Raw genomic sequence first — 24,536 nt, forward strand, 5'->3', positions numbered from 1 at the left:
GGGGGCCTGGGGTGCGCGGGGCTGCGATTGCGGTCCGGAGCCTTCGCTCCGGACTCCCCCTTCGTCATCTTCGTCACCGCCTGCGGCGGTTCCTTCAGATTCCCTCGGGCTGATCTGACGCCCCGCGCACCCCAGGCCCCCGCCACGCCGGGCTCGGGTGGTTTCAGCTTTGCGGGCGCTGGGGCGGGTGGGGTTCTTGAGGTTCTCGCCACCGGTGGAGTGGTGGTGGAGGATCTTGCGGGGCCTGCCCCCGGCCGGCCGCGCGGGCGGCCTTTGGGGGCTTACGCATTGTCTTGCGTCGGGGGGGTGACGCTTCGCGTGTGGGGCGGGGCTTGCTGTCTCTATCAGGCGCAGCGCTTGACGAAGTGCTTGATCAAGCCGGTAACTATGTCGGGCTGCTCCAAACCCGGCAGGTGGGCAACGTCGGGCAATGTGTGGGCTTGCGAAACAGGGAGAAGGTTTGCGACTAAACGGGCGCGTTCCTGGATATGGGGGAAGTCCAGCTTCCCGGATATGACCAGGGACGGGACGCTGATTTCCCCCAGCCGATCAAAAGCGCGGCCATCGTCGCAAGGGGTCCCCGCGGGCGAAGCCGCGAGCGCAATGGCGTTCATCTCCAGGAACAGCCGTCGAACATGGCCGGTTACGCGTCCTTCGGGAGCCAGCGCGCCATCCAGGAACAGGCGCGCCTTGATTCCGTTCAGCTGGTCGAGATCTTTGGACGCTTCCGCCTGTTGCTGACGCGCCAGCATCTCCCGAAGTTCTGGCGTATAGACCGCTTGCGGGGCTCCGTTCACGGTCGGCGAAATAAGCACCAGCCCGCGCACGCGTGCGGGGTGCTTGAGCGCCGCGTTCAGCGCGATATTTGCGCCTTGCGAACATCCAACCAGAATCGCCGGGGCCGCGCCGGCGGTGGCGTCCATCACCGCAATCAGGTCGGCTACGGCGGAGTGGTTCTCCGCTGCCGCGCGAGTTTCCCCGAACCCGCGTCGGTCATAGGAAATCGCTTGATAGTCCGTTGCGCTGGATTGCATCTGCGCATGCCACATGCGCCTGTCGCAGATGTTGGCATGGAGAAAAACAACAGGGGCGCCGCTGCCAGCCATTTCAGTGGCGAGGACGGCGGCGCCGGAGACAACGTTCAGGGCTGCATTCATGGCGGCGCCGCTCACCCCGAGTTGCGCAGCCCTGCCGCAATGCCGTTGATGGTGAGGTGGATGGCGCGTTGCACGCGCTCGTCGACTTCGGGGTTGGGGTGCTTGTGCGCGGCGCGGTGGCGGCGGATCAGGTCGATTTGCAGGTAGTTCAGCGGGTCGATGTAGGCGAAGCGCTCGCGCAGCGAGACTTGCAGCGTGGGGTTGTCGGCCAGCAGTTCGCGCTGGGTCAGGAGCTTGAGCATGGCGAGCGTGCGGGCGTGTTCGGCGCTGATGGAGCCGAAGATGCGCTCGCGCAAGCCGCGTTGGGGCACGAGCTGGGCGTAGCGGGCGGCGATCGCCAGGTCGGACTTGGCCAGCACCATTTCCATGTTGGAGAGCAGGGTGCGGAAGGCGGGCCAGTCGCGGGCCATTTCGCGCAGTTGGGCGAGGCGGCTGCGGCGGGAGCGGGGGGCGTCGGGGGCGCCGGTTTCCAGGTAGGCCTCGATGGCGGAGCCCATGCCGTACCAGCCGGTGAGCATGAGGCGGCACTGGGCCCAGGAGAAGCCCCAGGGGATGGCGCGCAGGTCTTCGATGCGCTGGCCCTTTTTGCGGGAGGCGGGGCGCGAGCCGATGTTCAGGCCGGCGATTTCGCTGATGGGGGTGGCGGCGAAGAAATATTCGGCGAAGCCGGGGGTGTCGTAGACCAGGCCGCGGTAGGTGCGTTGCGCGGTGTCGGACATGAAGGACATGGCGGGGCCGTGGTGCGCCATGTGCGCGTCTTCGGCGCTGGTGGCCTCGGCGCGCGGGGCCAGGCTGGATTCCAGCGTGGCGGCGATCAGCAGTTCCAGGTGCCAGCGGCCGACTTCGGCGTCCTTGTATTTGCTCTGGATGACTTCGCCCTGTTCGGTCAGGCGGATCTGGCCGGCGACGGTGCCGGGCGGCTGGGCGAGGATGGCGTCGAAGCTGGAGCCGCCGCCGCGTCCGACGGAGCCGCCGCGGCCGTGGAAGAGGCGCAGGCGGACGTGGCGGGTGGAGAACACGTCGACCAGCGCGCGTTCGGCCTGGTAGAGCGACCAGTTGGACGTCAGGAAGCCGCCGTCCTTGTTGCTGTCGGAGTAGCCCAGCATGACTTCCTGCGCGCCGTTCTGCGCCTGCTTCACGCGCTGGCGGATTTCCGGGAGGTCGAGCCATGCGGCCATGATGTCGGCGCCGCGCTGCAGGTCGGGGATGGTTTCGAACAGGGGCACGACCATCAGGCCGTCTTCGGGCGCGACGTCCTGGCCGGCGGGCGCGATGAGGCCGGCTTCTTTTTGCAGCACCATGACTTCGAGCAGGTCGCTCAAGGTCTCGGTGTGGGACACGATGGTCTGGCGCACGGCCTGCTTGCCGTAGCGGGCGCGGCCGGCGGCGGCGGCGCGCAGCACGGCGAGTTCGCGGGTGGTGTCTTCGCTGTAGGCGATCCAGGGCGAGGCAAGCGGGCGCGCCTGCGCCAATTCGGCGCGCAGCAGTTCGACGCGTTCTTCTTCGTTCAGGGCCAGGTAGTCCAGCGGCTTGCCGTTGCGCGTGGCGCCGGCGCGCGAGAACAGTTCGGCCAGGGCGTTTTCGTGGACGTCGGAGCTTTGGCGCAGGTCAACCGTGGCCAGGTGAAAGCCGAAGACTTCGACGGCCTGCTGCAGGCCGGCCAGGCGCAGCTTGCCGACGGGCGCGCCGTGGTGGGCGGCGAGCGACGCCGCGATGATGGCCAGGTCGGCGGACAGTTCTTCGGGCGCGTCATAGGCGGGCGCCGCGACGGTGCTGCGGCGGGCCAGGTCCTGGCCGGTCAGGCGCAGCGCGGTGGCGGCCAGCCGGGCGTAGACGCCGACCAGCGCGCGGCGGTAGGGCTCGTCGCTTCGGTGCGGGGAGTCGTCGCCGCTGCTGTCGGCCAGCGCCAGCAGCTGGGGGTCGGCGGCGATCAGCAGGGTGGTGATGGACAGTTCCGCGCCCAGCGCGTGGACCTCTTGCAGGTAGTGCTCGAACAGCACCGTGGCCTGGCGCAGCAGCGCGCGTTCGAGGGTGGCGGCGTCGACGTTGGGGTTGCCGTCCCGGTCGCCGCCGATCCAGCTGCCCATGCGCAGGAAGGGTTCCAGCGGCGGGGGCGGGGCGGCGAAGGGCTTGGCGGATTCGCGGTTGAGCAGCTTGGACAGGTCGGCGTACAGGCGCGGGATGACTTGCAGGAAGGTGCTGCGGTAGTACGAGAGCGCGTTCTCGATTTCGTCGGAGACCGTCAGCCGCGTGTAGCGCAGCATGCGGGTCTGCCACAGCGTGGCCACGCGGCCCAGCAGGGCGGCGTCCAGCTCGGCCAGTTCTTCGGGGGTGAGGAGGCCGTCGCGCTGGGCGAGGGCCGTGGAGATTTCGCGGTGGACGTCCAGGGTGCTCTTGCGCTGCACTTCGGTGGGGTGCGCGGTCAGCACGGGCATCACGCAGGCGTCGGCCAGCAGGCGGCGGACGCGGGCCACGCCCACGCCATGCCGGCCCAGGTTCTGGATGGCTTCGCGCAGGCTGCCGCGCGCGGGGGTGTCGTCGGTCAGCGCGCGGGCGCGCTGGCGGCGATTCTGGTCGCGGTCTTCGGCGATGTTGGCCAGGTGCAGGAAGTAGCTGAAGGCGCGCGCGACGGAGTTGGGGTCGCTGCCTTGCAGGCGCTTGACGCGCTGTTCCAGCAGTTTGCTGTCGGCGTCGTTGCCTTCGCGGCGGAATTTCACGGCGGTGCGGCGCAGGGTTTCGATGGTGTCGAAGACGCGCTTGCCTTCGCATTCCTCTATGACCTCTCCCAGCAAGCGGCCTAACAGCCGGATGTCGTGACGCAAGGGTTCTGCGGAGTCTGACTGCGTGCGAGTGGCATTCATCTGGCGGGGATCCGTCGGGCTGCTGGAGGAAAGGGAGGGCGTGGGCGTTGCTGGTGAACCGTAAATGGAATCCGGTCGATTTTACGCAGCGTTCCTTACGGGGAAGCGCCGGGGCTGCGTTAAAGTTCGTGGTGTCCCTTCGTCTTTCTAGAAGCCCCCTTTATGCAAAATTATCAACGTCGCGCGCTCGTGCTGTTTTCGGGCGGCCAGGATTCCACCACTTGCCTGGCCTGGGCGCTGGACCGCTATGCCCATGTGGAAACGGTGGCGTTCGATTACGGCCAGCGCCATCACATCGAGCTTTCGGCGCGGCTGAATGTGCTGCGCGAGATCCGGGAGAATTTTCCGGAGTGGGCGGCGCGCCTGGGCGAGGACCATCTGCTGGACCTGAAGGTGCTGGGGCAGGTGGGCGATACCGCCATGACCAGCGACCGGGCGATCGAGATGCAGGCCAACGGGCTGCCGAATACGTTTGTGCCGGGGCGCAATCTGCTGTTCCTGACGCTGGCGGCGGCGCTGGGGTATCGGCGTCAGCTGGATGTGCTGGTGGGGGGCATGTGCGAGACGGATTTTTCCGGGTATCCGGATTGCCGCGACGATACGATCAAGGCGCAGCAGGTGGCGCTGGGGCTGGGGTTGGGGGCCAGGGTGACGATCGAGACGCCATTGATGTGGATCGACAAGTCGGAGACTTGGGCGTTGGCGCATCAGCTGGGCGGGGATGCGCTGGTGGAGACGATAGTCGAGGAGAGCCATACCTGCTATTTGGGGGAGCGGGGGGCCCGGCATGATTGGGGGTATGGGTGTGGGGAGTGTCCGGCTTGCAAGTTGAGGAAGATTGGGTGGGAGAAGTGGGTGGTGGCTTCTGCTGCTGAGGGGTGATTGGGGGTTTGGTTTTTTTGCCGAAGGGGTTCTTGAGACGCACGGCGTGGCGGCGGCCTGGGGTGCGCGGGGCTGCGATTGCGGTCCGGAGCCTTCGCTCCGGACTTCCCCCTTGTCATCCTCGTCCTCGCCTTCGGCGACTCCTTCGGATTCCCTCGGGCTTATCGACGCCCCGCGCACCCCAGGCCGCCGCCACGCCGTGCTCTAGCGTCTGAAACTTGAAGTCAGCGGGGGCGAGCTGCTTTCTTCTGGTTCTTGCCGGTATCGGGGTGGTGAGGAATGTCTTGCGGCGCCCGCCCCCGGCCGGCCGCGCGGGCGGCCTTTGGGGGCTTACGTTTCGTCTTGCGTCGTGAGGATGTCGCTTCGCGTGTGGGCTGCGTGTGTTCTGCGTTTGTCGAACTGCGCTTTCCTAAGTGGTTGCGGCTACCCGGTCAATGAATTTCCATCTTAGTGTGAACGCTGCCGCGGCAATTGCTGTTGCCAGCGCGGCGGAGACTGCCATCGTGAATGGCGCGCCTTGGCCTTCGATGACAAATGCATAGGCCACCGGCGCGGTTGCCGTCAGCAGGAAGCTGGGGATCAACAGCGCGCCGACCAGGGTGCCGTAGCTGCGGAAGTCGAAGAGGGCGAGCGGTAGCGTGCCCCGGGTGATGGTCATCAGGCCGTTGCAGGCGCCGTAGAGCAGGGCGTAGGCGGCGGTGGCGTAGAGGTTGCCGCCGGACAGCAGCGCCAGCAGGAAGCACAGCGGCAGCAGGGCGCCTACGGCCAGGGTCAGGGTCAGCGGATGCAGGCGGGAGCCCAGGGCGACGTCGGCGAGGCGGGCGGCGAATTGGCCGATGCCCCATAGGGCGGCGACGCTGACGGCGGCGGCTGCGGCTAGGCCCAGGCCGGAGAGCAGGGAGATCAGGTGGGCGGCGTTGCCGGCGGCCAGGAAGTTGGTCAGCATGGCGATGACCGCGTACAGCGCGCCGGCCTGGCGGCGTTCGGCGGGGCTGCGGGTCAGGCCTGCAGCGGCCTTGCCGGTGTCGGCGGCGGGGGCGGCGTAGCGCTGGCGGGGCAGGGCCAGGTAGAGCGGCACGGTGGCTAGCGCCAGGGCGGCGTAGGCCAGCGCGGCGCCGCGCCAGCCCAGCCAGCCGGACAGCGCGTGGCCGACCGGCCACATCACGGTGGACGCAAGGCCGCCGAACAGGGTGATCTGGGACATGGGGCGGCGCGCGGTAGGGCCGGCGGCGCGGGCGAGCGAGGCGAAGGCGGCGTCGTAGAGGCACAGGCGCATGCCTATGCCCAGCAGCGCCCAGGCCAGGAAGTACAGCGGCACGGCATGCGCCGCGGCGAGCAGGGCGCAGCCCAGCGCGGCGATGATTGCGCCGGCGGGCATGACGCGGTGTCCGCCCCAGCGGTCCACCGCCATGCCGGCCAGGGGCGACACCAGGGCCATCACGACGATGGCGGCGGAGAAGCCGCCGTAGACGGTGGCGGCGTTCCAGCCCAGGTCGGCGGCCATGGCCGGGCCCAGCGCGCCGATCAGGTAGAAGGTGACGCCCCAGCCCACCAGCTGGGTCAGGCCCAGGCAGACGATGGCGCGCGGGGGGATCACGGCCGTTGCGGCGGCGTTGCGTCGCCTTCGCCCAGGCTGCGCTGCATCAGCACGGTGTCGCGCCATTCGCCATGCTTGTGGCCTACGGACCGCAGGGTGCCGACGGGGTGGAAGCCCTGGCTGGCGTGCAGCGCCAGCGAGGCGGCGTTGCGGCTGTCGCCCACTACCGCCAGCATCTGGCGCCAGCCCGCCGCAGTGCAGCGTTCGATCAGCGCGGCGAGCAGCTTGCCGCCGATGCCCAGGCCGGCGCGGCCGGCCTTCACATAGACCGAGTCTTCCACCGTGTGCCGGTAGGCCGGGCGCGGGCGATAGGGGGTGACGTAGGCGTAGCCCACGACTTCGCCGTTGATCTCGGCCACCAGATAGGGCATTTCCTTTTCCAGCACGGCTGCGCGGCGCTGGAGCATGTCGGCGATGGAGGGCGGCTCCAGCTCGAACGAGGCGGTGCCGTGCTGCACGTGGTGCGCGTAGATGGTCTTGATGGCGGGAAGATCGGCTTCCGCGCTGTCGCGGATGAGGACGGTGGGGGCGTGGGGCGACATGAAATGGCCGGCTAGGGTGGTGGCGAAAAAATCGAAGAAGCAGCCGCCAGTGTGTCGCAAGCGCATTCATTAATAAAGCTTTGGTCTATTATGGTTTTCATAAGCAAAACTTTGGATTGAGGCGATGCGTGGCCTGAACCTGGACCATTTGCGCACCTTTGCGCAGGTCATCGAACTGGGCAGTTTTTCCGCCGCCGCCGAGCGGGGCGGGGTGACACAGCCCGCCGTCAGCCTGCAGATCCGCCAGCTGGAACGGCGGTTCGGGCTGAAGCTGGTGGAGCGCATCGGCCGCCGCGCCGGGCCGACCGCGGCGGGGCTGGAGCTGCTGACCCACATCCGGGTGATCGACGGCGCGCTGGCTCAGGCCGAGCAGGCCATGACGGCGCACGCGTCCCAGGTGTCCGGCCGGATCCGGCTGGGCACGGGCGCCACCGCCTGCACCTACCTGCTGCCGCCGCTGCTGGCCGACCTGCGCCGGCGGTTTCCGGCGCTGGACATCGTGGCCAGCACCGGCAACACCGCGGACATGCTGCGCGGGCTGGAGAACAACGCCCTGGATATCGTCCTGATCACGCTGCCGGCGCCGGGCCGCATGTTCCAGGCGACGCCGGTGATGGAAGACGAGTTCGTGGCGATCTTTCCCGCGCGGGACCCGGACGCCATTCCCGCCATCGTCACCCCGCAGTCCCTGGCGCAGCTGCCCTTGGTGCTGTTCGAGCCCGGCGCGCGCACGCGCCGGCTGGTGGACGACTGGTTCGAGGCGGCGGGCGTGGCGGCCAAGCCCATCATGGAGCTGGGCAGCACGGAAGCCATGAAGGAGATCGTGGCGGCGGGGCTGGGCTGCGCCGTGCTGCCCCGGCTGGCCGTGACGGGCGCGGGCCGGCGCGATGCGCTGGAGGTGCGCTCGCTGACGCCGCGCCTGTCGCGTGACCTGGCCATCGTCCTGCGCCGCGACAAGCCGCTCAGCCGCGGGCTGCGCCATCTGCAGGACGCGCTGCTGGCGTTGCGGGCCTGAGGAATGGATATGACTGGATCATCTCCCCATGCGCCGGCCGGCCTGGACCTGTTTCCCTATGAATCCTCGCGGCGCCCCGTGGCCGGGCTGGCGGTGGACTACGAGGACGGCCATCGCGTGAAGCGCCACCGCCATCGCCGCGGACAGCTCGTCTATGCGATCTCGGGCGTGATGGTGGTCGATACCGATGCGGGCATCTGGGTCGTGCCGCCCACCCGCGGCGTGTGGGTGCCGGCCTGGGTGCCGCACGGCATCCGCATGAGCGGCGAGCCCCGCATGCGCACGGTCTTCGTCGAGCCCGGCGCCGCGGCGCATTTGCCAGCGCAATGCTGCGTGCTGTCGGTGTCCCCGTTGCTGCGGGAATTGATGGCAGCCGCGGCCGAGGTGCCGCTGGACTGGGCGCCCGACACGCGCGACGGCCGGCTGATGATGCTGCTGCTGGACGAGCTGCGCCAGGAACCCGTGCTGCCGCTGCACCTGCCGCAGCCGTCGGAACCCCGGTTGGCCCGCATCTGCCGCGCCATCGTGCGGCATCCGGAACGCCAGGACGGGGCGGCCGACTGGGGGCGGGAATTGGGGGTGGATCCGAAGACCGTGCATCGTCTGTTCCTGCGCCACACGGGCATGACCTTCGGCCGCTGGCGCCAGCAGGCGCGGCTCCTGGCCGCCATGGAAAGGCTGGCGCGGGGCGAGCGGGTGCTGGATGTGGCGCTGGACCTGGGCTATGAGAGCCCCAGCGCCTTCGCCGCCATGTTCCGCAAGGCGCTTGGCGAATCGCCCAGCGCCTTTGCGGCGCGCGGGCAGGCGTCCGCCTGATGGCCGATCGCCGGTCACGGGGCCGCCGCCTGGCAGGCCCGCGCCGAACCAGCGTATTATTTACCGTTTTGCCGCCCACGCTAACAGCAACAGCCTGAGACAAATCATGCCGCACTACCGTTCCCGCACTTCGACCCACGGCCGCAACATGGCCGGAGCCCGCGCCCTGTGGCGCGCCACCGGCATGAAGGACGGCGATTTCGGCAAGCCGATCATCGCGGTGGTGAACTCGTTCACGCAGTTCGTGCCGGGCCACGTGCACCTGCGCGACCTGGGCGCGCTGGTAGCCAAGGAAATCGAAGCCGCCGGCGGCGTCGCCAAGGAATTCAACACCATCGCCGTCGACGACGGCATCGCCATGGGCCACGGCGGCATGCTGTATTCGCTGCCCTCGCGCGAACTCATCGCCGACTCGGTGGAGTACATGGTGAACGCGCACTGCGCCGACGCCATGGTCTGCATCTCGAACTGTGACAAGATCACCCCGGGGATGCTGATGGCCGCCATGCGCCTGAACATCCCGGTCGTGTTCGTGTCCGGCGGTCCGATGGAAGCGGGCAAGGTCAAGTCGCCGATCGACGGTTCGGTCATCGCCAAGATCGACCTGATCGACGCCATGATCAAGGCCGCCGACCCCAAGGTGTCGGACGCCGAAGTGGCCGAAGTCGAACGCAGCGCCTGCCCGACCTGCGGCTCCTGTTCCGGCATGTTCACCGCCAACTCGATGAACTGTCTGACCGAAGCCATCGGCCTGGCGCTGCCGGGCAACGGCACCATCGTGGCCACGCATGCCTGGCGCAAGGGCTTGTTCGAACAAGCCGGCCGCCTGGTCGTGGACCTGTGCCGCCGCTACTACGTGGAAGAAGACGAATCGGTCCTGCCGCGCAACATCGCGACCAAGAGCGCGTTCCAGAACGCCATGGCGCTGGACGTGGCCATGGGCGGCTCGACCAACACTGTGCTGCACTTGCTGGCCGCGGCGCAGGAAGCCGGGGTGGACTTCACGATGGCCGACATCGACCGCATCTCGCGCAAGGTGCCCTGCCTGTGCAAGGCGGCGCCCGCCACCGACAAGTACCACATTGAAGACGTGCACCGCGCCGGCGGCATCCTGGGCATCCTGGGCGAGCTGGCGCGCGCGGACCTGCTGGACCTGTCCTGCGGCAACGTCCACAGCGGCACGCTGGGCAACGCGATCCAGAAGTGGGACGTGGCCGGCGGCGCGGGCGAGGAAGCGCAAAAGTTCTACCGCGCAGCCCCCGGCGGCATCCCGACCACGGTCGCCTTCAGCCAGGACGCCACCTTCCTGACGCTGGACACCGACCGCAAGACGGGCTGCATCCGCAGCAAGGAAAGCGCCTATTCCAAGGACGGCGGCCTGGCCGTGCTGTACGGCAACCTGGCGGAAAAGGGTTGCATCGTGAAGACGGCGGGCGTGGACGAGTCCCAATGGGTCTTCACGGGCCGCGCGCGGGTCTTCGAAAGCCAGGACGACGCCGTGGAAGGCATCCTGGGCGACAAGATCGTGGCGGGCGACGTGGTGGTGATCCGCTACGAAGGCCCCAAGGGCGGCCCGGGCATGCAGGAGATGCTGTATCCCACGTCCTACTTGAAGTCCAAGGGCCTGGGCAAGACCTGCGCGCTGTTCACCGATGGCCGCTTTTCGGGCGGCTCGTCGGGCCTGGTGATCGGCCACGCTTCGCCGGAAGCGGCGGAAGGCGGCACGATCGGCCTGGTGGAAGAGGGCGACGTGATCGAGATCGACATCCCGAACCGCAAGATGCACCTGGCCGTCTCCGACGAGGAGCTGGCCCGCCGCCGCGCGGCAATGGATGCGCGCGCTGACGGATGGGAGCCGGTGGGGCGCGAGCGTGTGGTGTCGCTGGCTTTGCAGGCTTATGCTGCGTTGGCGACTTCGGCAGATCGTGGGGCTGTGCGGGATTTGTCGCAGTTGAAGCAGAAGGCTAAGCGGTGATTGGCTGATTGTTGAAAAAGGCGGCGCTTTGGGCGTCGCTTTTTTTTGGATTTGTTTATCACGTTAGGGATTTCTGCGGTTACTTTCGTGATTTTTGCTGTTGGGTGGTTGTGGATGGCTTCGTTCGTTCGTTCGATCGATCTTCGTAGGTCGCCCGGCGTCGCGGGCGGGGGGGCTGCGAGCGCCCGCCATAGCGGTCCGGAGCCTTCGCTCCGGACGTCCCCGTCGTCATCTTCGTCACCGCCTTCGGCGGTTCCTTCAGATTCCCTCGGGCGCATGGAGGTTGCTCGCAGCCCCCCCGCCCGCGACGCCGGGCTACGAGTGTCTGGGTTTGATGCGCTGCTAGAGCTGTGGTCGGGGTAGGGAATTTGCGGGGCCGCCGAAATGCAGCCGCGCGGGCGGCTGCATTCGGCATCTGTGTGTCGGGTCGTCGATGCGGTGGTCGCTTGCGCGAATGCGTAGGGTGGTTTGCTATTGGCACTCGCGTCGGGGGGGAGGGGCGGTGATGGGCGGCGCGCGATGGCGAGCCGCTTGCGCATGCAGACTTGTGCGCGCGCGCCGCCCATCGGGCACTGGAGTTGAAATGGCGATTAGTGGCGGGCTGGAAGCGAGATCTCCTGCATTCGCGCAGCGACAGCATGTGCCGCAAGACACCGCGTAAGCCTCAAAAGGCCGCCCGGGCGGCCGTTTTGAGGCGGGCCCGGCAAACGAAATCTCTCATACTCGCGCAGCGGCATTCCCAATCGCAAGACACCGCCAAAGCCCCCGAGGCCGCCCGCGCGGCCGACCAGGGGCGAGCGTCGCAAGATATTCCATCGGCAATCTGACGCGGGAAAAGTACACCAACATCGCGACCCACACGCGAAGCGTCATCCGCTACGACGCAAGACACCGCGTAAGCCCCCAAAGGCCGCCCGCGCGGCCGGCCGGGGGCGGGCCCCGCAAGATCTTCCGCCACCCCCCAACCAGGGCGAGAACCTTAAGAACACACCCCGCCCCAGCGCCCGTAAAGATTCAACCACCAGAGCCTGTCGCGGCGGGGGCCTGGGGTGCGCGGGGCGTCGATAAGCCCGAGGGAATCCGAAGGAGTCGCCGCAGGCGAGGACGAGGATGACAAGGGGGAAGCCCGGAGCGAAGGCTCCGGGCCGCAATCGCAGCCCCGCGCACCCCAGGCCCCCGCCGCGACAGGCGTCTCAAGAACCCACCTCCCGGCAATCGACCAAACCCCCCGCCACCCAAAACAACCCCTATAAAATCCGAAAACAACCGACCACAAGCCCCCAGCAAATGTCCCTGAACTCTGATGCCCTGCGGCTGTTCCTTGGAGTCGTAGACGCAGGCTCCCTAAGCGCCGCCGCCGAAATGCTCGGCCAGACCGCCTCGGGCGTCAGCCGTGGCCTGCAGCGCCTGGAGGAAGACCTGGGCGTCACGCTCCTGAACCGGACCACCCGCCGCATGGAGCTGACCGAAGAAGGCAACCACTTCCTCTCCAAGGCCCGGCAGATCGTCGCGTCGCTGGAAGAGGCCGAGGAATGCATGCGCATGGTTCATCAGCGCCCCGCCGGCCGCCTCCGGGTGGATGCGTCGGTCCCGGTGATGCTGCATTGCGTGGTGCCCCACGTCGGGGATTTCCGGCGCGAATATCCCGAGATCACGCTGGAGCTCACCAGCAACGACCGCATCGTCGACCTGATGGAACACCGCACCGACGTGGCGCTGCGCATGGGGCCGCTGACGGACTCTACCCTGCATGCGCGCTCCTTGCGGCCGTCGCCGCGCTGGATGATGGCCAGCCCGGACTACGTCGCCAGGCGCGGCGCGCCGAAGACGGTGGAGGATCTGGCCGGGCATGAGCTGCTGGGATTCACCCAGCCCGAAAGCCTGAACGTATGGCCGCTGCGCCACGCCGGCGGGACCAGCTACCAGGCCACGCCCACGCTCGCCACCTCCAGCGGCGAAACGCAGCGGCAGCTGGCGCTGCGCGGCGTGGGCATCGCCTGCCTGTCGGACTTCGTCGTGCGCGAAGACATTCAGGCCGGGCGGCTGGTGAAGGTCATGGAAAGCGAATACACCGACTACCTGCAGCCCATGCATGCCGTGTATCACCGCAATACGCAGCTGTCGCGGCGCATTGCGTGCTTCCTGGATTTCTACGCGGGAAGAATTTGATCGGTGTCAGACACCCGGTGTCAGACACCTGGCCAAGAATTTGATCGGTGTCAGACACCGGTGTCAGACACCTGGGCAAAACACCCGGTGTCAGACACCCGTGCAGCGTGTCTGCCCCTTAGCCGTGCAACGCGCGTCCAAACGCTGACAGCACTGACTCGTGCAGCGTCTCCGACAAGGTCGGGTGCGCGAACACCGTGTGCATCAGGTCTTCCTCGGTGGCTTCAAGCGAGGCCGCCACGCCATAGCCCGTGATCAGTTCGGAGGCCTCGGGATGGATGATGTGCGCGCCCAGCAGTTCTCCTGACTTCGCGTCGAACACGGTCTTGACCAGGCCCTGGTCCTCGCCCATCGCGATCGCCTTGCCGTTGCCGGCGAAGGTGAACTTGCCCACCCGGATCTCGCCGCCCGCCTGTTTTGCATGCTCGCGGGCGCGCGCTTCGGTCATGCCGATGCTTGCCACCTGCGGATAGGAATACGTGCAGGCGGGGATGCGCAACGGGTCGATGGCGTGCGCGGGCTTGCCGGCGATGGCTTCCACGCACAGTACGGCTTCGTGGCTGGCCTTGTGGGCCAGCCAGGGGGCGCCGGCCACGTCGCCGATCGCGTAGACGCCCGGTTCGCCGGTGCGGCACAGGCCGTCGGTGACGATGTGCGTCTTCTCGACCTTCACGCGGGTCTGTTCCAGCCCCAGGTTTTCCACGTTGCCGACGATGCCGGCGGCGACGATCACCCGGTCGACTTCCAGTTCCGTCTTCTTGCCTTCCTGCTCCAGCGCCACTTTCACGCCGGTTGCGGTCGGCGACGATGCCGTCACCGCGCATCGCGTCAGCACGCGGATGCCTTGCTTTTCGAAGGCCTTGCGCGCCAGCTGCGAGATCTCGGCGTCTTCCTGCGGCAGGATTTCGGGCGTCATGTCGATCAGCGTGACCTCCGAACCCACCGCGCGATAGAAGCTTGCGAACTCCGCGCCGATGGCGCCCGCGCCCACCACCAGCAGCGACTTCGGGATCTCCGTGGGAACCAGCGCCTGCCGATAGGACCAGATGCGTTCGTCCACGAGCAGCGCCGGCAGGTCGCGGGCGCGCGCGCCGGTGGCCAGGATGATGTGCGGGGCCGACAGCGCGGCGCCGTTGTCCAGCGACAGCTTGCCGGACCCGGCCAGCCTGGCGCTGGCGGCGTACACCGTCACACCGTTCTTCTTCATCAGGTGCGCCACGCCCTGGCCCAGGCGGCCCGCCACCTTGCGTGAACGCGCCACCATGGCGGCCAGGTCCGGGCGGGCCTCGGCCGCGCCCGTCACGCCGTAATGCGCGGCCTCCCGGCAGGCGCGCAACACCGTGGCGCTGTGCAGCAGCGCCTTGGTGGGTATGCAGCCCCAGTTCAGGCAGATGCCGCCCAGCTCGGCGCGTTCCACCAGCGCCACCGACATGCCCAGCTGCGCGGCGCGGATGGCGGCCACGTAGCCGCCGGGGCCGCCGCCCACGACGATGAGGTCAAAGTTCGTCTTCGTCATCGTCGGGCTCACAGCAGGATGCGCACGGGGTTTTCGACCAGCGTCCGGAACGCGGCCAGCCAGCGCGCGCCGACCGCGCCGTCCACCACGCGGTGGTCGGCGGACAGCGTCGCCGTCATGACGGTGGCGGCGATGAGGTCGCCGTTCTCGTCCACGACGGGCCGGCGCTCGGCCGCGCCCACGGCCAGAATGGCGGCCTGCGGCGGGTTGATGATGGCGGCGAACTGGCTGATGCCGTACATGCCCAGGTTGCTCACCGTGAGCGAGCCGCCGTTGAACTCTTCGGGCTTCAAGCGGTTGATCTTGGCGCGCGCGGCCAGCTCGACGATTTCGCCCGCGATGGCGGACAGCGGCTTCACGTCGGCGTCGCGCACGATGGGCGTGACCAGGCCGCCGTCGGTCGCCACCGCCACCGAGATGTCGGCGCCCGCGTGGTACTCGATGTCGTCTTCGTGCCAGCTGGCGTTCACCTCGGGCACTTCGCGCAGGGCCAGTGCGGCTGCGCGCACGATGAAGTCGTTGACCGAGAGCTTTACCGCGCCGCCATGATTGGCCTGCGAGCGCAGGGCCAGCAGCGCGTCCATCCTGCAGTCCACGGTCAGGTAGAAGTGCGGCACATTCTGCTTGCTTTCGGTCAGGCGGCGGGCGATGGCGCGGCGCATGCCGGTATGCGGCACGCGGCGGGCGGCGGGACGGCCGGCGAGCGGCGCGGCGGCCGTGGCCGGCGCGCGGTCCCGCGCCGCTTCCACGTCGCGGCGCACGATGCGGCCGTGCGGGCCGGTGCCGGCGACACCCAGCAGGTCCACATGCCATTGCGCGGCCAGGCGGCGGGCCAGCGGGCTGGCGAAGAGGCGGCCGCCGGGGAGGGGGGCGGTGGTCTTGGCGGCGGGGGAAGCCGAAGCTGTTGCTGCCGCGGGCGCCGCCGCCGAGGTTTGAGCGGGCGCCGTTTCCGGCGCGGCGCCGGCTGCCGCGGCGCCGGCTGCCGCAGCGCCGGCCTGCGCCAGCGCGCGATCAATCGCGGACGCGTCCTCGCCATCGGCCAGCAGCACGCCGATCACGGTATTGATGGGCACCGAGGCGGCGCCGGCCTGGACCACGATCCGGCCCAGCACGCCCGCGTGCTCGGCGTTGATCTCGACGATGGCCTTCTCGGTTTCGATTTCCGCCAGCGCATCGCCCACGGCGACGCGGTCGCCTTCCTTCTTGAGCCACTGGTGCAGGACGCCGCCCGAGGTGTCGGCGGCAACGGAGGGGAGCTTGATAAGGTGTGCCACGATGTTCTTCCTATTCAGCGGCGCCGGCCAGGTCCGGCCGGTAGGCGGCGGGATCGTCGTACTCGACCAGTTCCAGCACATTGCCTTCCGGGTCCCGGAAGAAGGCCAGCCAGGTGCCGGGCCGCACTTCCATGGGCGCGGGCACGCTGTCGAAGGCGACGCCCTTGGCCTCCAGACTGCGCACCACGCCGGCCAGATCGCGCACGATGAAGGTCAGGTAGGCGGCGCCCTGGCGGTCCAGGATGGCCGCGCCGCGCACGGCGGCTTGGGGAGCGGCGGTGGGCTGCAGCAGCTTGATGCGCTCGCCGTAAGGCGTCTGCAGGCGCGCCACGTCATAGCCGTGCGGCGTGAGGCCCGTGGCGCGGGCCTTGTCGGCGGGCACGGTCACGCGGTTCACGAGTCTCAGGCCGACGACATCGGTGTAGAAGGCCAGCAGCGCATCCAGGTCCGCGCAGCAGATGCCGACTTCCATCGGCACGGTCATGTGCAGGGCGCTCATGCCTGTTCTCCCAGGTCGGCCAGCACGTCGGCCAGGCCCGCCGCCACTTCGCCGGTATCGGCAAACGCGGCGCGCTCCAGCACCTTGGAGATGCTGGGCGAGGCCTCGCCGCCGGTGACGCGCTTGACCGGCTGGTCCAGCCAGTCGAAGTAGCGGCGCTGGATCTCGTCGGCCAGCATGGCGCCGTAGGACGTGCCGCGCGCGCCTTGCTCCACGATCAGCACGTTGTTGGTCTTCTGGATGCTGGCCCCGATGGTGTCCCAGTCCAGGCTTGCGCGGTCCAGGGTGCGCAGGTCGATCACCTCCGCGTCCACGCCCGCGCTTTCAGCGGCCGCCAGCGCGCGGCTGACCATGGACAGATAGGTCAGGATGGTGACCTTGCCGCCCTCGCGGCGCACGCGCGCCCGGCCGAACGGAATGGCGTAGTCCAGGTCGCCGTCGGGCACTACGCCCGACGAGGCGTACAGGTCCACGTGCTCGATGACCAGCACCGGGTCCTTGGAAGCCAGCGCCGTGTTCATCAGGCCGATGTATTCGTAGGGCGTGGACGGGGCGACGATGCGCCAGCCGGGCGCGGTGGCGAAGATGCCGGCCGGGTCCATGGAATGCTGCGAGCCATAGCCCGTGCCCATCGCGACCTTGGTTCGCAACACGAAGGGCACGTCGATGTCGCCGCCGAACATGTGGCGCGCCTTGCCGATCTGGTTGAAGATCTGGTCGGCAGCGACCCACATGAAGTCGGGGTACATGAATTCCACGACGGGTTTGTAGCGGCCGTCCATGGCCAGCCCGCCGCCCAGGCCGGCAAAGGCGTTCTCGGAGATCGGGGTGCCCAGCACGCGGTCGGGGTACTTGTCCTTCAGGCCGCGGGTGGCGCCGTTGGTGCCGCCCTTCAGGCGGTGCACGTCCTCGCCCAGCACGACCACGCCGGCGTCCGTTTCCATGCGGCGGTCCAGCACGTCGGCCACGGCGTCGACGAACTTGCGTTCCACCTTGGCGCCCGCATGATCGGCGGCGTCCTGGTAGCGCAGGCCGGCCAGCTCCGAACCGTCGCTGCGCAGCCCCACGTCGCGGAAGTCGGGGCTGGGCCACAGATCGGCGCGCACGCGGCGCTTGCCGCCGTCGGCGGCTTCGGTCAGGCGGCTGGAGACGTCCTTCATCACGTCCTTGCAGCGCTGGCGCAGCGCGTCCACCTCGGCCTGGGTGATCAGCTTGCGGACTATCATCTCCGACGCAATCTTGTCCAGCGGATCGCGCAGCCGCCATTGCGCTTCCTCGTCCTTCGTGCGGTAGCCGAAGGCGCTGCCGGGGAAGGGGCCGTTCTGGTGGAAGAACCGGTACACGTCCACCTCGACGATCGTCGGGCCGCGGCCGGCGCGCATGTGCGCCACGGCTTCGGACATGGCCAGGTGCACGGCCAGCGGATCCATGCCGTCGACCTTCCACGACGGGACGTTGAAAGCCAGGCCGCGCGCCGACAGGCGCGGTTCGGCGGTGGACTCTTCCACGGTCGTGGACACGGCGTAGCGGTTGTTCTCGATGAAGAAGCACAGCGGCGTCTTCCACGCGGCGGTGAGGTTCATCGTTTCCAGCACGGAGCCGATGTTCACCGCGCCGTCGCCGAAGTAGGTCACGGCCACCCGGTCGGTGCCGGCGTGCTTGTGCGCCCAGCCCGCGCCGGCGGCCAGCGGCACGCCGCCGCCGACGATGGCGTTGGTGCCCAGCGCGCCCGCTTCCAGCCAGCGCAGGTGCATGCTGCCCCCGCGGCCGCGGCAATAGCCCTGCGCCAGGCCCATGATCTCGGCCAGCGTTTTTTGCAGGACCTCGTCGATGGCGGGCGTGAGCGGGCTGCGCGGGTCCAGGCCCAGCGGCGCCACGTGCTGCAGCGCCTTGGCCAGGAACTGGTGGTGGCCGCGGTGCGAGCCGTTGATCTGGTCGCCGGCGCCCAGGGCCAGCACCGAGCCGACGGCGCCGCCTTCCTGGCCCACCGACGAGTGCGCGGGGCCGTGCACCAGGCCTTCGGCGGCCAGGTCCAGCACGGCCTCCTCGAAGGCGCGGATCCAATGCAGCTGGGTCAGCATCGTGTCGAGCAGGGCGGGGTCCGCCTGCTGCCAGTCCGAGGCCTCGACCGTCAGTTGCCGCCAGGGCGCCTGGGGCTCAAGCGGTTGATAGGTGGCCATGAGTGAATCTCCAGAATGTGGGTATGCGTCAGTGCGTTAGAGGTAGCTGTAGCGGCTCCAGCCGCCGTCCGCCACCAGGGTGTGTCCGGTGATGTAGGCGGCCTGGCGCGAAGCCAGGAAGACCGCCAGGCCGGCCATCTCGGCCGGCTGCGCCATGCGGCGCAGGGGGGTGCGTTGCTTCAGGCGTTCGGGGTCCAGCCTGCCGCGCGCGGCAAGGTCGCGCACCAGGTCGGTTTCGACATAGCCGGGCGCCAGCGCATTGACGCGCACGCCCATCGGGCCCCATTCCACGGCCAGCGTCTCGGTCAGCAGCACCACCGCGCCCTTGGTGGCGCAGTAGGCGGCGCGGTCGGGCGCGGCCACCACGCCGTACATGGACGCGAGGTTGACGATGCAGCCCGCGCCGGCCGGCACCATGCGGCGGCCGGCGGCCTGCGCGCACAGGAAGACGCCGGTCAGGTTGATGTCCACGGCGCGGCGCCATTCGTCCACGGTGACTTCCAGCGTGGGCTTGTTGGCCGAGATGCCGGCGTTGTTGACCAGCACGTCGACGCGGCCCCAGGCCTGCTCGACCTGGGCGAAGGCGCGTTCGACCGCGTCGGCGTCGGTGACCGACGCCTGGACGGCCAGCGCCTCGCCGCCCTCGGCCGCAAGGCCGGCGACGGCCGCGTCCAGCGCGGCGGCGTCCATGTCCAGCAGCGCGACGCGCGCGCCCTGGCGCGCGAAGGCCTGGGCAGTGGCATAGCCGATGCCCTTGGCGCCGCCGGTGATCACGACCGACTGGCCGCGCAGCTCGCCGTGGATGACTTCTGTAGTGTTGTCCAAGATGTGTGCCTGTAGAGGTGATTGCGCGGCCGGCGTCAGACCGCCAGCCATTCCTGGACGACGTCCTGGCGCTCATGCAGCTGCGCGGGCGGTCCTTCGAACACGATGCGGCCATGGCCCATCACGCTGACGCGGGTGGACACCTTGAGCGCGATCGTCAGCTTCTGCTCGACCAGCACGACGGACACGCCGCGCTTGTGGATGTCGCGGATCACGTCGGCGATCACTTCCACGATCTTGGGCGCGAGGCCCTCGGTGGGCTCGTCGATCAGCATGACCTTGGGGTTGCCCAGCAGCGAGCGGCACATGGTCAGCATCTGCTGCTCGCCGCCCGACAGGTTGCCGGCCCGGGTGTTGCTGCGCTCTTTCAGGCGGGGGAAGTAGTCGAACATCTGTGCCACGGTCCAGTAGGGCGCGTCGTCGCGTCGGGGCTGTTCGCCCATGCGCAGGTTTTCGTCCACCGTCAGGTTGGCGAAGACCTCGCGCTCCTCGGGCACGAAGCCCAGTCCGGCGCGCGCGATCTCGAAGGGGCGCTTGTTGGTGATGTCGCGGCCTTCGATGGCGATGCGCCCGCCGGTCACGTCCACCAGGCCCATGATGCTCTTCATGGTGGTGGAGCGGCCCGCGCCGTTGCGGCCCAGCAGGCTGACCACTTCGCCGCGCCCGATGGACAGGTCGATGCCGTGCAGGATGTGGCTCTTGCCGTAATGGGCGTGCACGCCCTGCAGCGACAACAGGGGGGATTGCGTCGTCATACCGTTTCCTCTCCCAGGTAGGCTTCGCGCACGCGGGCGTCGCCGCGGATGGCGGCGGGCGTGCCCGTGGCCAGGATCTCGCCATAGACCAGCACGCTGATGCGGTCCGCCAGCGAGAACACCACCTGCATGTCGTGCTCGACGATCAGCAGGGTGCAGTCGCGGGTCACGTCCTTGATCAGTTCGACGGTGTAGTCGACCTCGTGCTGGGACATGCCGGCCATGGGCTCGTCCAGCAGGATGACCTTGGGGCGCGACGCAAGCGTCATGCCGATCTCCAGCGAGCGCTGTTCGGAGTAGTTCAGGTCGCCCGCGGCCGTGTCCTGCTTGGCCGTCAGCCGCACCTTTTCCAGCAGGCGGTCCACGTCTTCGTTCACGGCGCGGTTGCGCGCGATCGGGCGCCAGAAGTTGTAGACCAGCCCGTGCATGCGCAGCGCCGCCAGCCGCAGGTTCTCGCGCACGGACAGGCGCGGGAACACATTGGTGATCTGGAACGAACGCGCCAGCCCCAGCCGGTTGATGGTTTCGGGGGCCAGGCCGCCGATGGAGCGCGAGCGCAGGTTGATGTCGCCGGACGTGGGCGCGAACGAGCCCGACATCAGGTGGAACAGGGTGGATTTGCCCGCGCCGTTGGGGCCGATGACGGCGTGGCGTTCTCCGGCCTCGATAGCCAGGTTCACGCCGCGGATGATCTGCGCGTCGCCGAAGGACTTGCGCACGTCGGTCAGGGTCAGGATGTCGTGGCTCATTTCACGGGCTCCAGCACGGGGGCGGCATCGTCGGCATCGCGCCACAGGGCCAGCGCCCAGCGGCAGGCCAGAAGGCCCGCGGCGTACAGTGCCAGCGGCAGCAGCCAGGTCGAGGCGGCCAGCGGCGCCCAGTCCTGGCCGAACAGCGCAATGGCGGGCCAGCCGGCCTCGGGGTTCATGGCCAGCAGGGCGCGGTAGTCGCGGGCGAACATGCGCTGCAGCAGCTCCACCGTGAAGACGGTGGCGCCGGTCAGCAGCAGGCCGCCCGCCACCGACACCGCCGCGCGCGGCAGCCAGTTGGCCAGGCCGCGTTCGCGCAACGACTTGGCCGCGCGCTGCACCAGGCCCACCAGACCGTCCGGCACGAACAGCATCACCAGCACGAACAGGATGCCCTGGTACAGCAGCCAGGACCGGGTGATATCGGCCAGCGTCTGCGACAGGAAGGTCAGGATGGAAGCGCCCAGCACCGGGCCCAGGAAGGCGTTGACGCCGCCGATGTAGGCGAACAGCACCGCGTCGGTGGACAGCTTGACCTCGAACAGCACGTAGTTGCCGGCCTCGATGTTCAAGGCCTGCAGCCCGCCCGCAATACCCGCGAACATCGCCGACAGCGCGAACACCATGGTCTTGAGCGCATGCGGGCGGTAGCCCAGGTAGCGCAGGCGGTTGGCGTTTTCGCGCAGGCCCAGCGTCAGCCGGCCCAGCGGCGTGCGGGTCAGGCCGTACAGCGCCGCCAGCGAGATCAGCACCCAGGCCAGCACCAGGAAGTACACCTCGATGTCGGAGCCGAAGGTGAAGCCCCAGGCCGGCATGCGCATGGCGGACACGCCCGCCTCGCCGCCGAACACCCCTTTCAGGTGCGGCGCCAGCGCATGCAGCAGCTCGGCCAGCGCCAGCGTGATCATCGAGAAGTACACGCCGGAACGCATGGTGGCGAACCAGCCGGCGACCAGCCCGAACAGCAGCCCGGCCACGCCGCCCGCAAGCGGCATCAGCGGCGTGGGCAACAGGCCCGCGCCGCCCAGCGCATTCATGGCATGGATGGTGGCGAAGGTGCCCACGCCGAAGTAGGCGGCATGGCCGAAGGACAGCATGCCGCCCTGGCCAGCCAGCAGGTTGAAGGCGCAGGCGAACAGCGCGGCGATCAGCATCTGCACGGCCGCCACCAGCTGGCCCGGGGGCAGCAGCCAGGGCAGCGCGCACAGCGCGGCCACGCACAGGACCAGCAGCAGCGCGGCGGTGGCGCGGCGGGTAGTCGTCAGGGTCTGGCTCATGCCTGCTCTCCCTTCAGGCCCGAGGGCTTGACCAGCAGCACCACCAGCATCAGCAGGAAGGGCAGGGTGGCCGCCAGGCTGGAAACCTTCACGGTCATCAGGCCGCCCACGCTTTCAGCCCATTCGCCCGCGCGGAACAGGCCGAAAAGCGTAGCAAGGCTGGCGTCGATGCCCACCGAAAACGAACTGATCAGGCCGATCAAGAGCGACGCGATCATCGCGCCTTCCAGCGAGCCCAGGCCGCCCACCACGACCACCACGAACACCAGCACGCCAAGCTCCAGCGCCATGTTCGGATTGGTGGTGTAGAAGGCGCCCGCGACCGCGCCGGCCAGCCCCGCCATCGCCGCGCCCACGCCGAACACGCTCATGAAGACCAGCGGCACGTTGTGCCCCAGGGCCTCGGCCATGCGCGGACGATAGATGGCCGAGCGCACCACGATGCCCACGCGGGTGCGCGCCAGCAGCAGGTAGATCACGGCGAACATGGCCAGCGACACGCCGCCCATCAGCAGCCGGTAGAAGGGGTAGTCCGCGTCGAACACGCGGAACGCCGCGAAATTCAGGAACTGCGGCACGCGGTAGTCGACCGGGAAGTCGCCATAGAACAGCTTGATCAGCTCGGCAACGATGAACGCCAGGCCGAAGGTCACCAGCAGTTCCTGCGCGTGGCCAAACTTGTGGACTCGGCGCAGGAAAAAGCGCTCGATGCCCATGCCCAGCACGCCGGAGATGACCGTGGCCAGCGCCAGCGCCGTCCAGAAGCCCGTGACGGGCGTCAGGGTGTAGGCGGCATACGCGCCTATCATGTAGAACGAGGCGTGCGCAAAGTTCAGCACGCCCATCATCCCGAAAATCAGTGTCAGGCCTGCCGACACCATGAATAGCAGCAGGCCGTAGATCACGCCGTTCAACAGCGAGACGGTAAAGTATTCCATGTCCGCTCCAAAGATCTTGCGCTAGGACGCCGGGCGTCCCGCGAGCGATTGCGCACGCTGTTTTTTCCGGCCCGCGCCGGAAGTGCGCTTGTTATGTGCGGGTGATGGCGGGCCGCGCGCTTGCCCGCCGCGCGCAACCCGTCATGCCCCCCATCAGTTCGGACGCTGCATCTTGCAGGTGGCCTGCACCGGCGCGGACACGTCCGCCGCGGCCAGCACCTTCACGGGCTCGAAGCCCATGTCGGTGCCGTCGGCCTTGTACTTGGCGTTCTTGCTTACCTTGGACACCACCATCGGCAACTGCACCTGGTGGTCTTCGGCGCGCATCGTGTAGCTGCCCAGCGCCGAGGTGTAGGTGACCTTCTCCAGCGCGCGGGCCAGCTCGGGCACGGACAGCTTGCCGTCCTGCGGCTTGACCTGCTTCAAGGCCTCGCCCAGGAAGCGCACGCCGATGACCGTCTGCGGCTCGGTGTAGCTGGGGTAGTGGCCGGTCTTGGACTTGTAGTCCTCGGCGAACTTCGCGCCTTCGTCGCCGGCGGCTTCGATGCTGTAGGGATGGGCGATGTAATGGCCCAGCGCGACGTCGCCGGCGTTGGCCAGGTTGCCCACCTGGTCCAGGAACACCGTGGCGAAGCGCACTTTCAGGCCGGCCGCCTGCGTGGCCTTCATGAGCAGCAGCAGGTCGTTGGACCAGTTGCCGGTGATCACCGTGTCCGGCGTAGCCGAACGGATGCGCGCCACATAGGGCGCGAAGTCCTGAATCTTGTTGACCTCGTGCAGCGTCTTGCCCACCACTTCGTAGCCGTACTGCTTGGCGAAGCGTTCGGTGGCGCCTTCCATGTCCTGGCCCCAGGAGTAGTTCTGGTTGATGGCGTACACGCGCTTGCCCAGCGTGCCGTCGGCTGACATCACGGAAGCCAGCGACTTCACGCGCAGGTCGGCGTTGGTGGTGAAGCGGAAGTGGTAGAAGTGGCACTTCTGGCCGGTCAGCTCCAGCGCCTCGCCGCCCACGTTCAGGAACACGACTTCCTTGCCCGGATTGCGCAGGTTGTGCTTGCGCACGTCTTCGGTCAACTGGCCCGAGATGGCGGACGACGAGCCCTGCACCAGCACCTGCACGCCTTCGGCGGCCGCGGCGCGGAAGCGGTCGGACGCGCCGACGGGGCCGCCCTGGTTGTCGAACTCGACGAGTTCCAGCGGCTGGCCGTTCCAGCCGCCGGCCGCGTTGATGCGGTCCAGCTCATATTTGACGGCGGCGCGGAACATCAGGCCGGTCGAGGCCTGGGGGCCCGACAGCGTTTCGATCAGGCCGATCTTGACGGGCGCGGCCTGCGCCGATGCGGCGATGCCGGCCAGGCACAGCAGGCCGGTGGTGAAAGCCAATTTCATGCGTGTCTCCTCCGTGGGACGGGAGTGTGGTGATGCCGTTGATCAAGCAAGCGCGCGAGCCGCGACGCGTCCATGCCCGGCGGGCGGGCTGTCTGCGTGGGGCGGGGACGAGGGGATGGC

The 24,536-nt window shown here is 68.6% G+C and carries 19 protein-coding genes; 5 read left to right on the forward strand and 14 right to left on the reverse strand.

Annotated elements, in window-relative coordinates:
• Positions 1–344 precede the first annotated feature (344 nt).
• Entirely contained in the window at positions 345–1,157 is an 813-nt protein-coding gene (locus ACFWP0_RS25205) for an alpha/beta fold hydrolase (RefSeq protein WP_377846796.1), read from the reverse strand.
• An 11-nt stretch (positions 1,158–1,168) separates the two neighbouring features.
• Positions 1,169–4,018 carry a phosphoenolpyruvate carboxylase gene (gene ppc, locus ACFWP0_RS25210; RefSeq protein ID WP_377846798.1) on the reverse strand — a complete coding sequence of 950 codons (2,850 nt, stop codon included), beginning with the start codon at positions 4,016–4,018 and terminating at the stop codon, positions 1,169–1,171.
• 162 nt (positions 4,019–4,180) lie between these two features.
• Between ppc and queC the strand changes: the two genes are divergently transcribed.
• On the forward strand, positions 4,181–4,900 hold the full coding sequence (gene queC, locus ACFWP0_RS25215; protein WP_377846800.1) for a 7-cyano-7-deazaguanine synthase QueC: 720 nt from the start codon (positions 4,181–4,183) through the stop codon (positions 4,898–4,900).
• Between the two features lie 409 nt (positions 4,901–5,309).
• Here the strand turns inward: queC and ACFWP0_RS25220 are convergent, their stop codons facing one another.
• Together ACFWP0_RS25220 and ACFWP0_RS25225 are read right to left on the reverse strand one after the other, a co-directional pair.
• Positions 5,310–6,497, reverse strand: coding sequence for an MFS transporter (locus tag ACFWP0_RS25220; RefSeq protein WP_377846802.1), 1,188 nt, complete (start codon positions 6,495–6,497; stop codon positions 5,310–5,312).
• Complete coding sequence (locus ACFWP0_RS25225; protein WP_377846804.1) at positions 6,494–7,039, reverse strand: GNAT family N-acetyltransferase; 546 nt, start codon at positions 7,037–7,039, stop codon at positions 6,494–6,496. The genes ACFWP0_RS25220 and ACFWP0_RS25225 overlap by 4 nt, the downstream gene beginning before the upstream one ends.
• A gap of 124 nt (positions 7,040–7,163) precedes the next feature.
• Between ACFWP0_RS25225 and ACFWP0_RS25230 the strand changes: the two genes are divergently transcribed.
• From ACFWP0_RS25230 to ACFWP0_RS25245, 4 genes are all read left to right on the forward strand, one after another.
• Positions 7,164–8,054, forward strand: coding sequence for a LysR family transcriptional regulator (locus ACFWP0_RS25230; protein ID WP_377846806.1), 891 nt, complete (start codon positions 7,164–7,166; stop codon positions 8,052–8,054).
• Positions 8,055–8,063: 9 nt separating this feature from the next.
• Positions 8,064–8,870: an AraC family transcriptional regulator gene (locus ACFWP0_RS25235; RefSeq protein WP_377846808.1), complete on the forward strand. Its 807-nt coding sequence runs from the start codon at positions 8,064–8,066 to the stop codon at positions 8,868–8,870.
• A gap of 106 nt (positions 8,871–8,976) precedes the next feature.
• Positions 8,977–10,845 carry a dihydroxy-acid dehydratase gene (gene ilvD, locus ACFWP0_RS25240; RefSeq protein ID WP_377846810.1) on the forward strand — a complete coding sequence of 623 codons (1,869 nt, stop codon included), beginning with the start codon at positions 8,977–8,979 and terminating at the stop codon, positions 10,843–10,845.
• A 1,287-nt stretch (positions 10,846–12,132) separates the two neighbouring features.
• Positions 12,133–13,014 carry a LysR substrate-binding domain-containing protein gene (locus ACFWP0_RS25245; protein ID WP_377846812.1) on the forward strand — a complete coding sequence of 294 codons (882 nt, stop codon included), beginning with the start codon at positions 12,133–12,135 and terminating at the stop codon, positions 13,012–13,014.
• A gap of 118 nt (positions 13,015–13,132) precedes the next feature.
• On the opposite strand, the gene lpdA is transcribed toward ACFWP0_RS25245, so the two are convergent.
• The 10 genes from lpdA to ACFWP0_RS25295 all read right to left on the reverse strand — a co-directional run bounded on the left by lpdA (position 13,133) and on the right by ACFWP0_RS25295 (position 24,416).
• Entirely contained in the window at positions 13,133–14,530 is a 1,398-nt protein-coding gene (lpdA, locus tag ACFWP0_RS25250; protein ID WP_377846814.1) for a dihydrolipoyl dehydrogenase, read from the reverse strand.
• A gap of 8 nt (positions 14,531–14,538) precedes the next feature.
• Complete coding sequence (locus ACFWP0_RS25255; protein WP_377846816.1) at positions 14,539–15,804, reverse strand: pyruvate dehydrogenase complex dihydrolipoamide acetyltransferase; 1,266 nt, start codon at positions 15,802–15,804, stop codon at positions 14,539–14,541.
• 10 nt (positions 15,805–15,814) lie between these two features.
• Entirely contained in the window at positions 15,815–16,303 is a 489-nt protein-coding gene (locus ACFWP0_RS25260; protein ID WP_377846817.1) for a VOC family protein, read from the reverse strand.
• The gene (locus ACFWP0_RS25265) at positions 16,300–18,483 is read right to left on the reverse strand and encodes a thiamine pyrophosphate-dependent enzyme (RefSeq protein ID WP_377846819.1); all 2,184 of its coding nucleotides are present in this window, start codon (positions 18,481–18,483) and stop codon (positions 16,300–16,302) included. The genes ACFWP0_RS25260 and ACFWP0_RS25265 overlap by 4 nt, the downstream gene beginning before the upstream one ends.
• A 36-nt stretch (positions 18,484–18,519) precedes the next feature.
• The gene (locus ACFWP0_RS25270; RefSeq protein ID WP_377846821.1) at positions 18,520–19,308 is read right to left on the reverse strand and encodes an SDR family NAD(P)-dependent oxidoreductase; all 789 of its coding nucleotides are present in this window, start codon (positions 19,306–19,308) and stop codon (positions 18,520–18,522) included.
• A gap of 35 nt (positions 19,309–19,343) precedes the next feature.
• On the reverse strand, positions 19,344–20,063 hold the full coding sequence (locus ACFWP0_RS25275) for an ABC transporter ATP-binding protein (RefSeq protein ID WP_377846823.1): 720 nt from the start codon (positions 20,061–20,063) through the stop codon (positions 19,344–19,346).
• On the reverse strand, positions 20,060–20,812 hold the full coding sequence (locus tag ACFWP0_RS25280) for an ABC transporter ATP-binding protein (protein ID WP_377846825.1): 753 nt from the start codon (positions 20,810–20,812) through the stop codon (positions 20,060–20,062). The genes ACFWP0_RS25275 and ACFWP0_RS25280 overlap by 4 nt, the downstream gene beginning before the upstream one ends.
• Positions 20,809–22,089: a branched-chain amino acid ABC transporter permease gene (locus ACFWP0_RS25285; RefSeq protein WP_377846827.1), complete on the reverse strand. Its 1,281-nt coding sequence runs from the start codon at positions 22,087–22,089 to the stop codon at positions 20,809–20,811. Before ACFWP0_RS25285 ends, ACFWP0_RS25280 begins: the two co-directional genes overlap by 4 nt.
• Positions 22,086–23,027: a branched-chain amino acid ABC transporter permease gene (locus ACFWP0_RS25290; protein WP_377846829.1), complete on the reverse strand. Its 942-nt coding sequence runs from the start codon at positions 23,025–23,027 to the stop codon at positions 22,086–22,088. Before ACFWP0_RS25290 ends, ACFWP0_RS25285 begins: the two co-directional genes overlap by 4 nt.
• A 153-nt stretch (positions 23,028–23,180) precedes the next feature.
• A complete protein-coding gene (locus ACFWP0_RS25295; RefSeq protein ID WP_377846831.1) occupies positions 23,181–24,416 on the reverse strand; it encodes a branched-chain amino acid ABC transporter substrate-binding protein in 1,236 nt (411 codons plus the stop codon).
• Between the last annotated feature and the right edge of the window lie 120 nt (positions 24,417–24,536).

Origin of the sequence: Achromobacter sp. NPDC058515, assembly GCF_042721735.1 — a bacterium.
Taxonomy (GTDB): domain Bacteria; phylum Pseudomonadota; class Gammaproteobacteria; order Burkholderiales; family Burkholderiaceae_B; genus Achromobacter.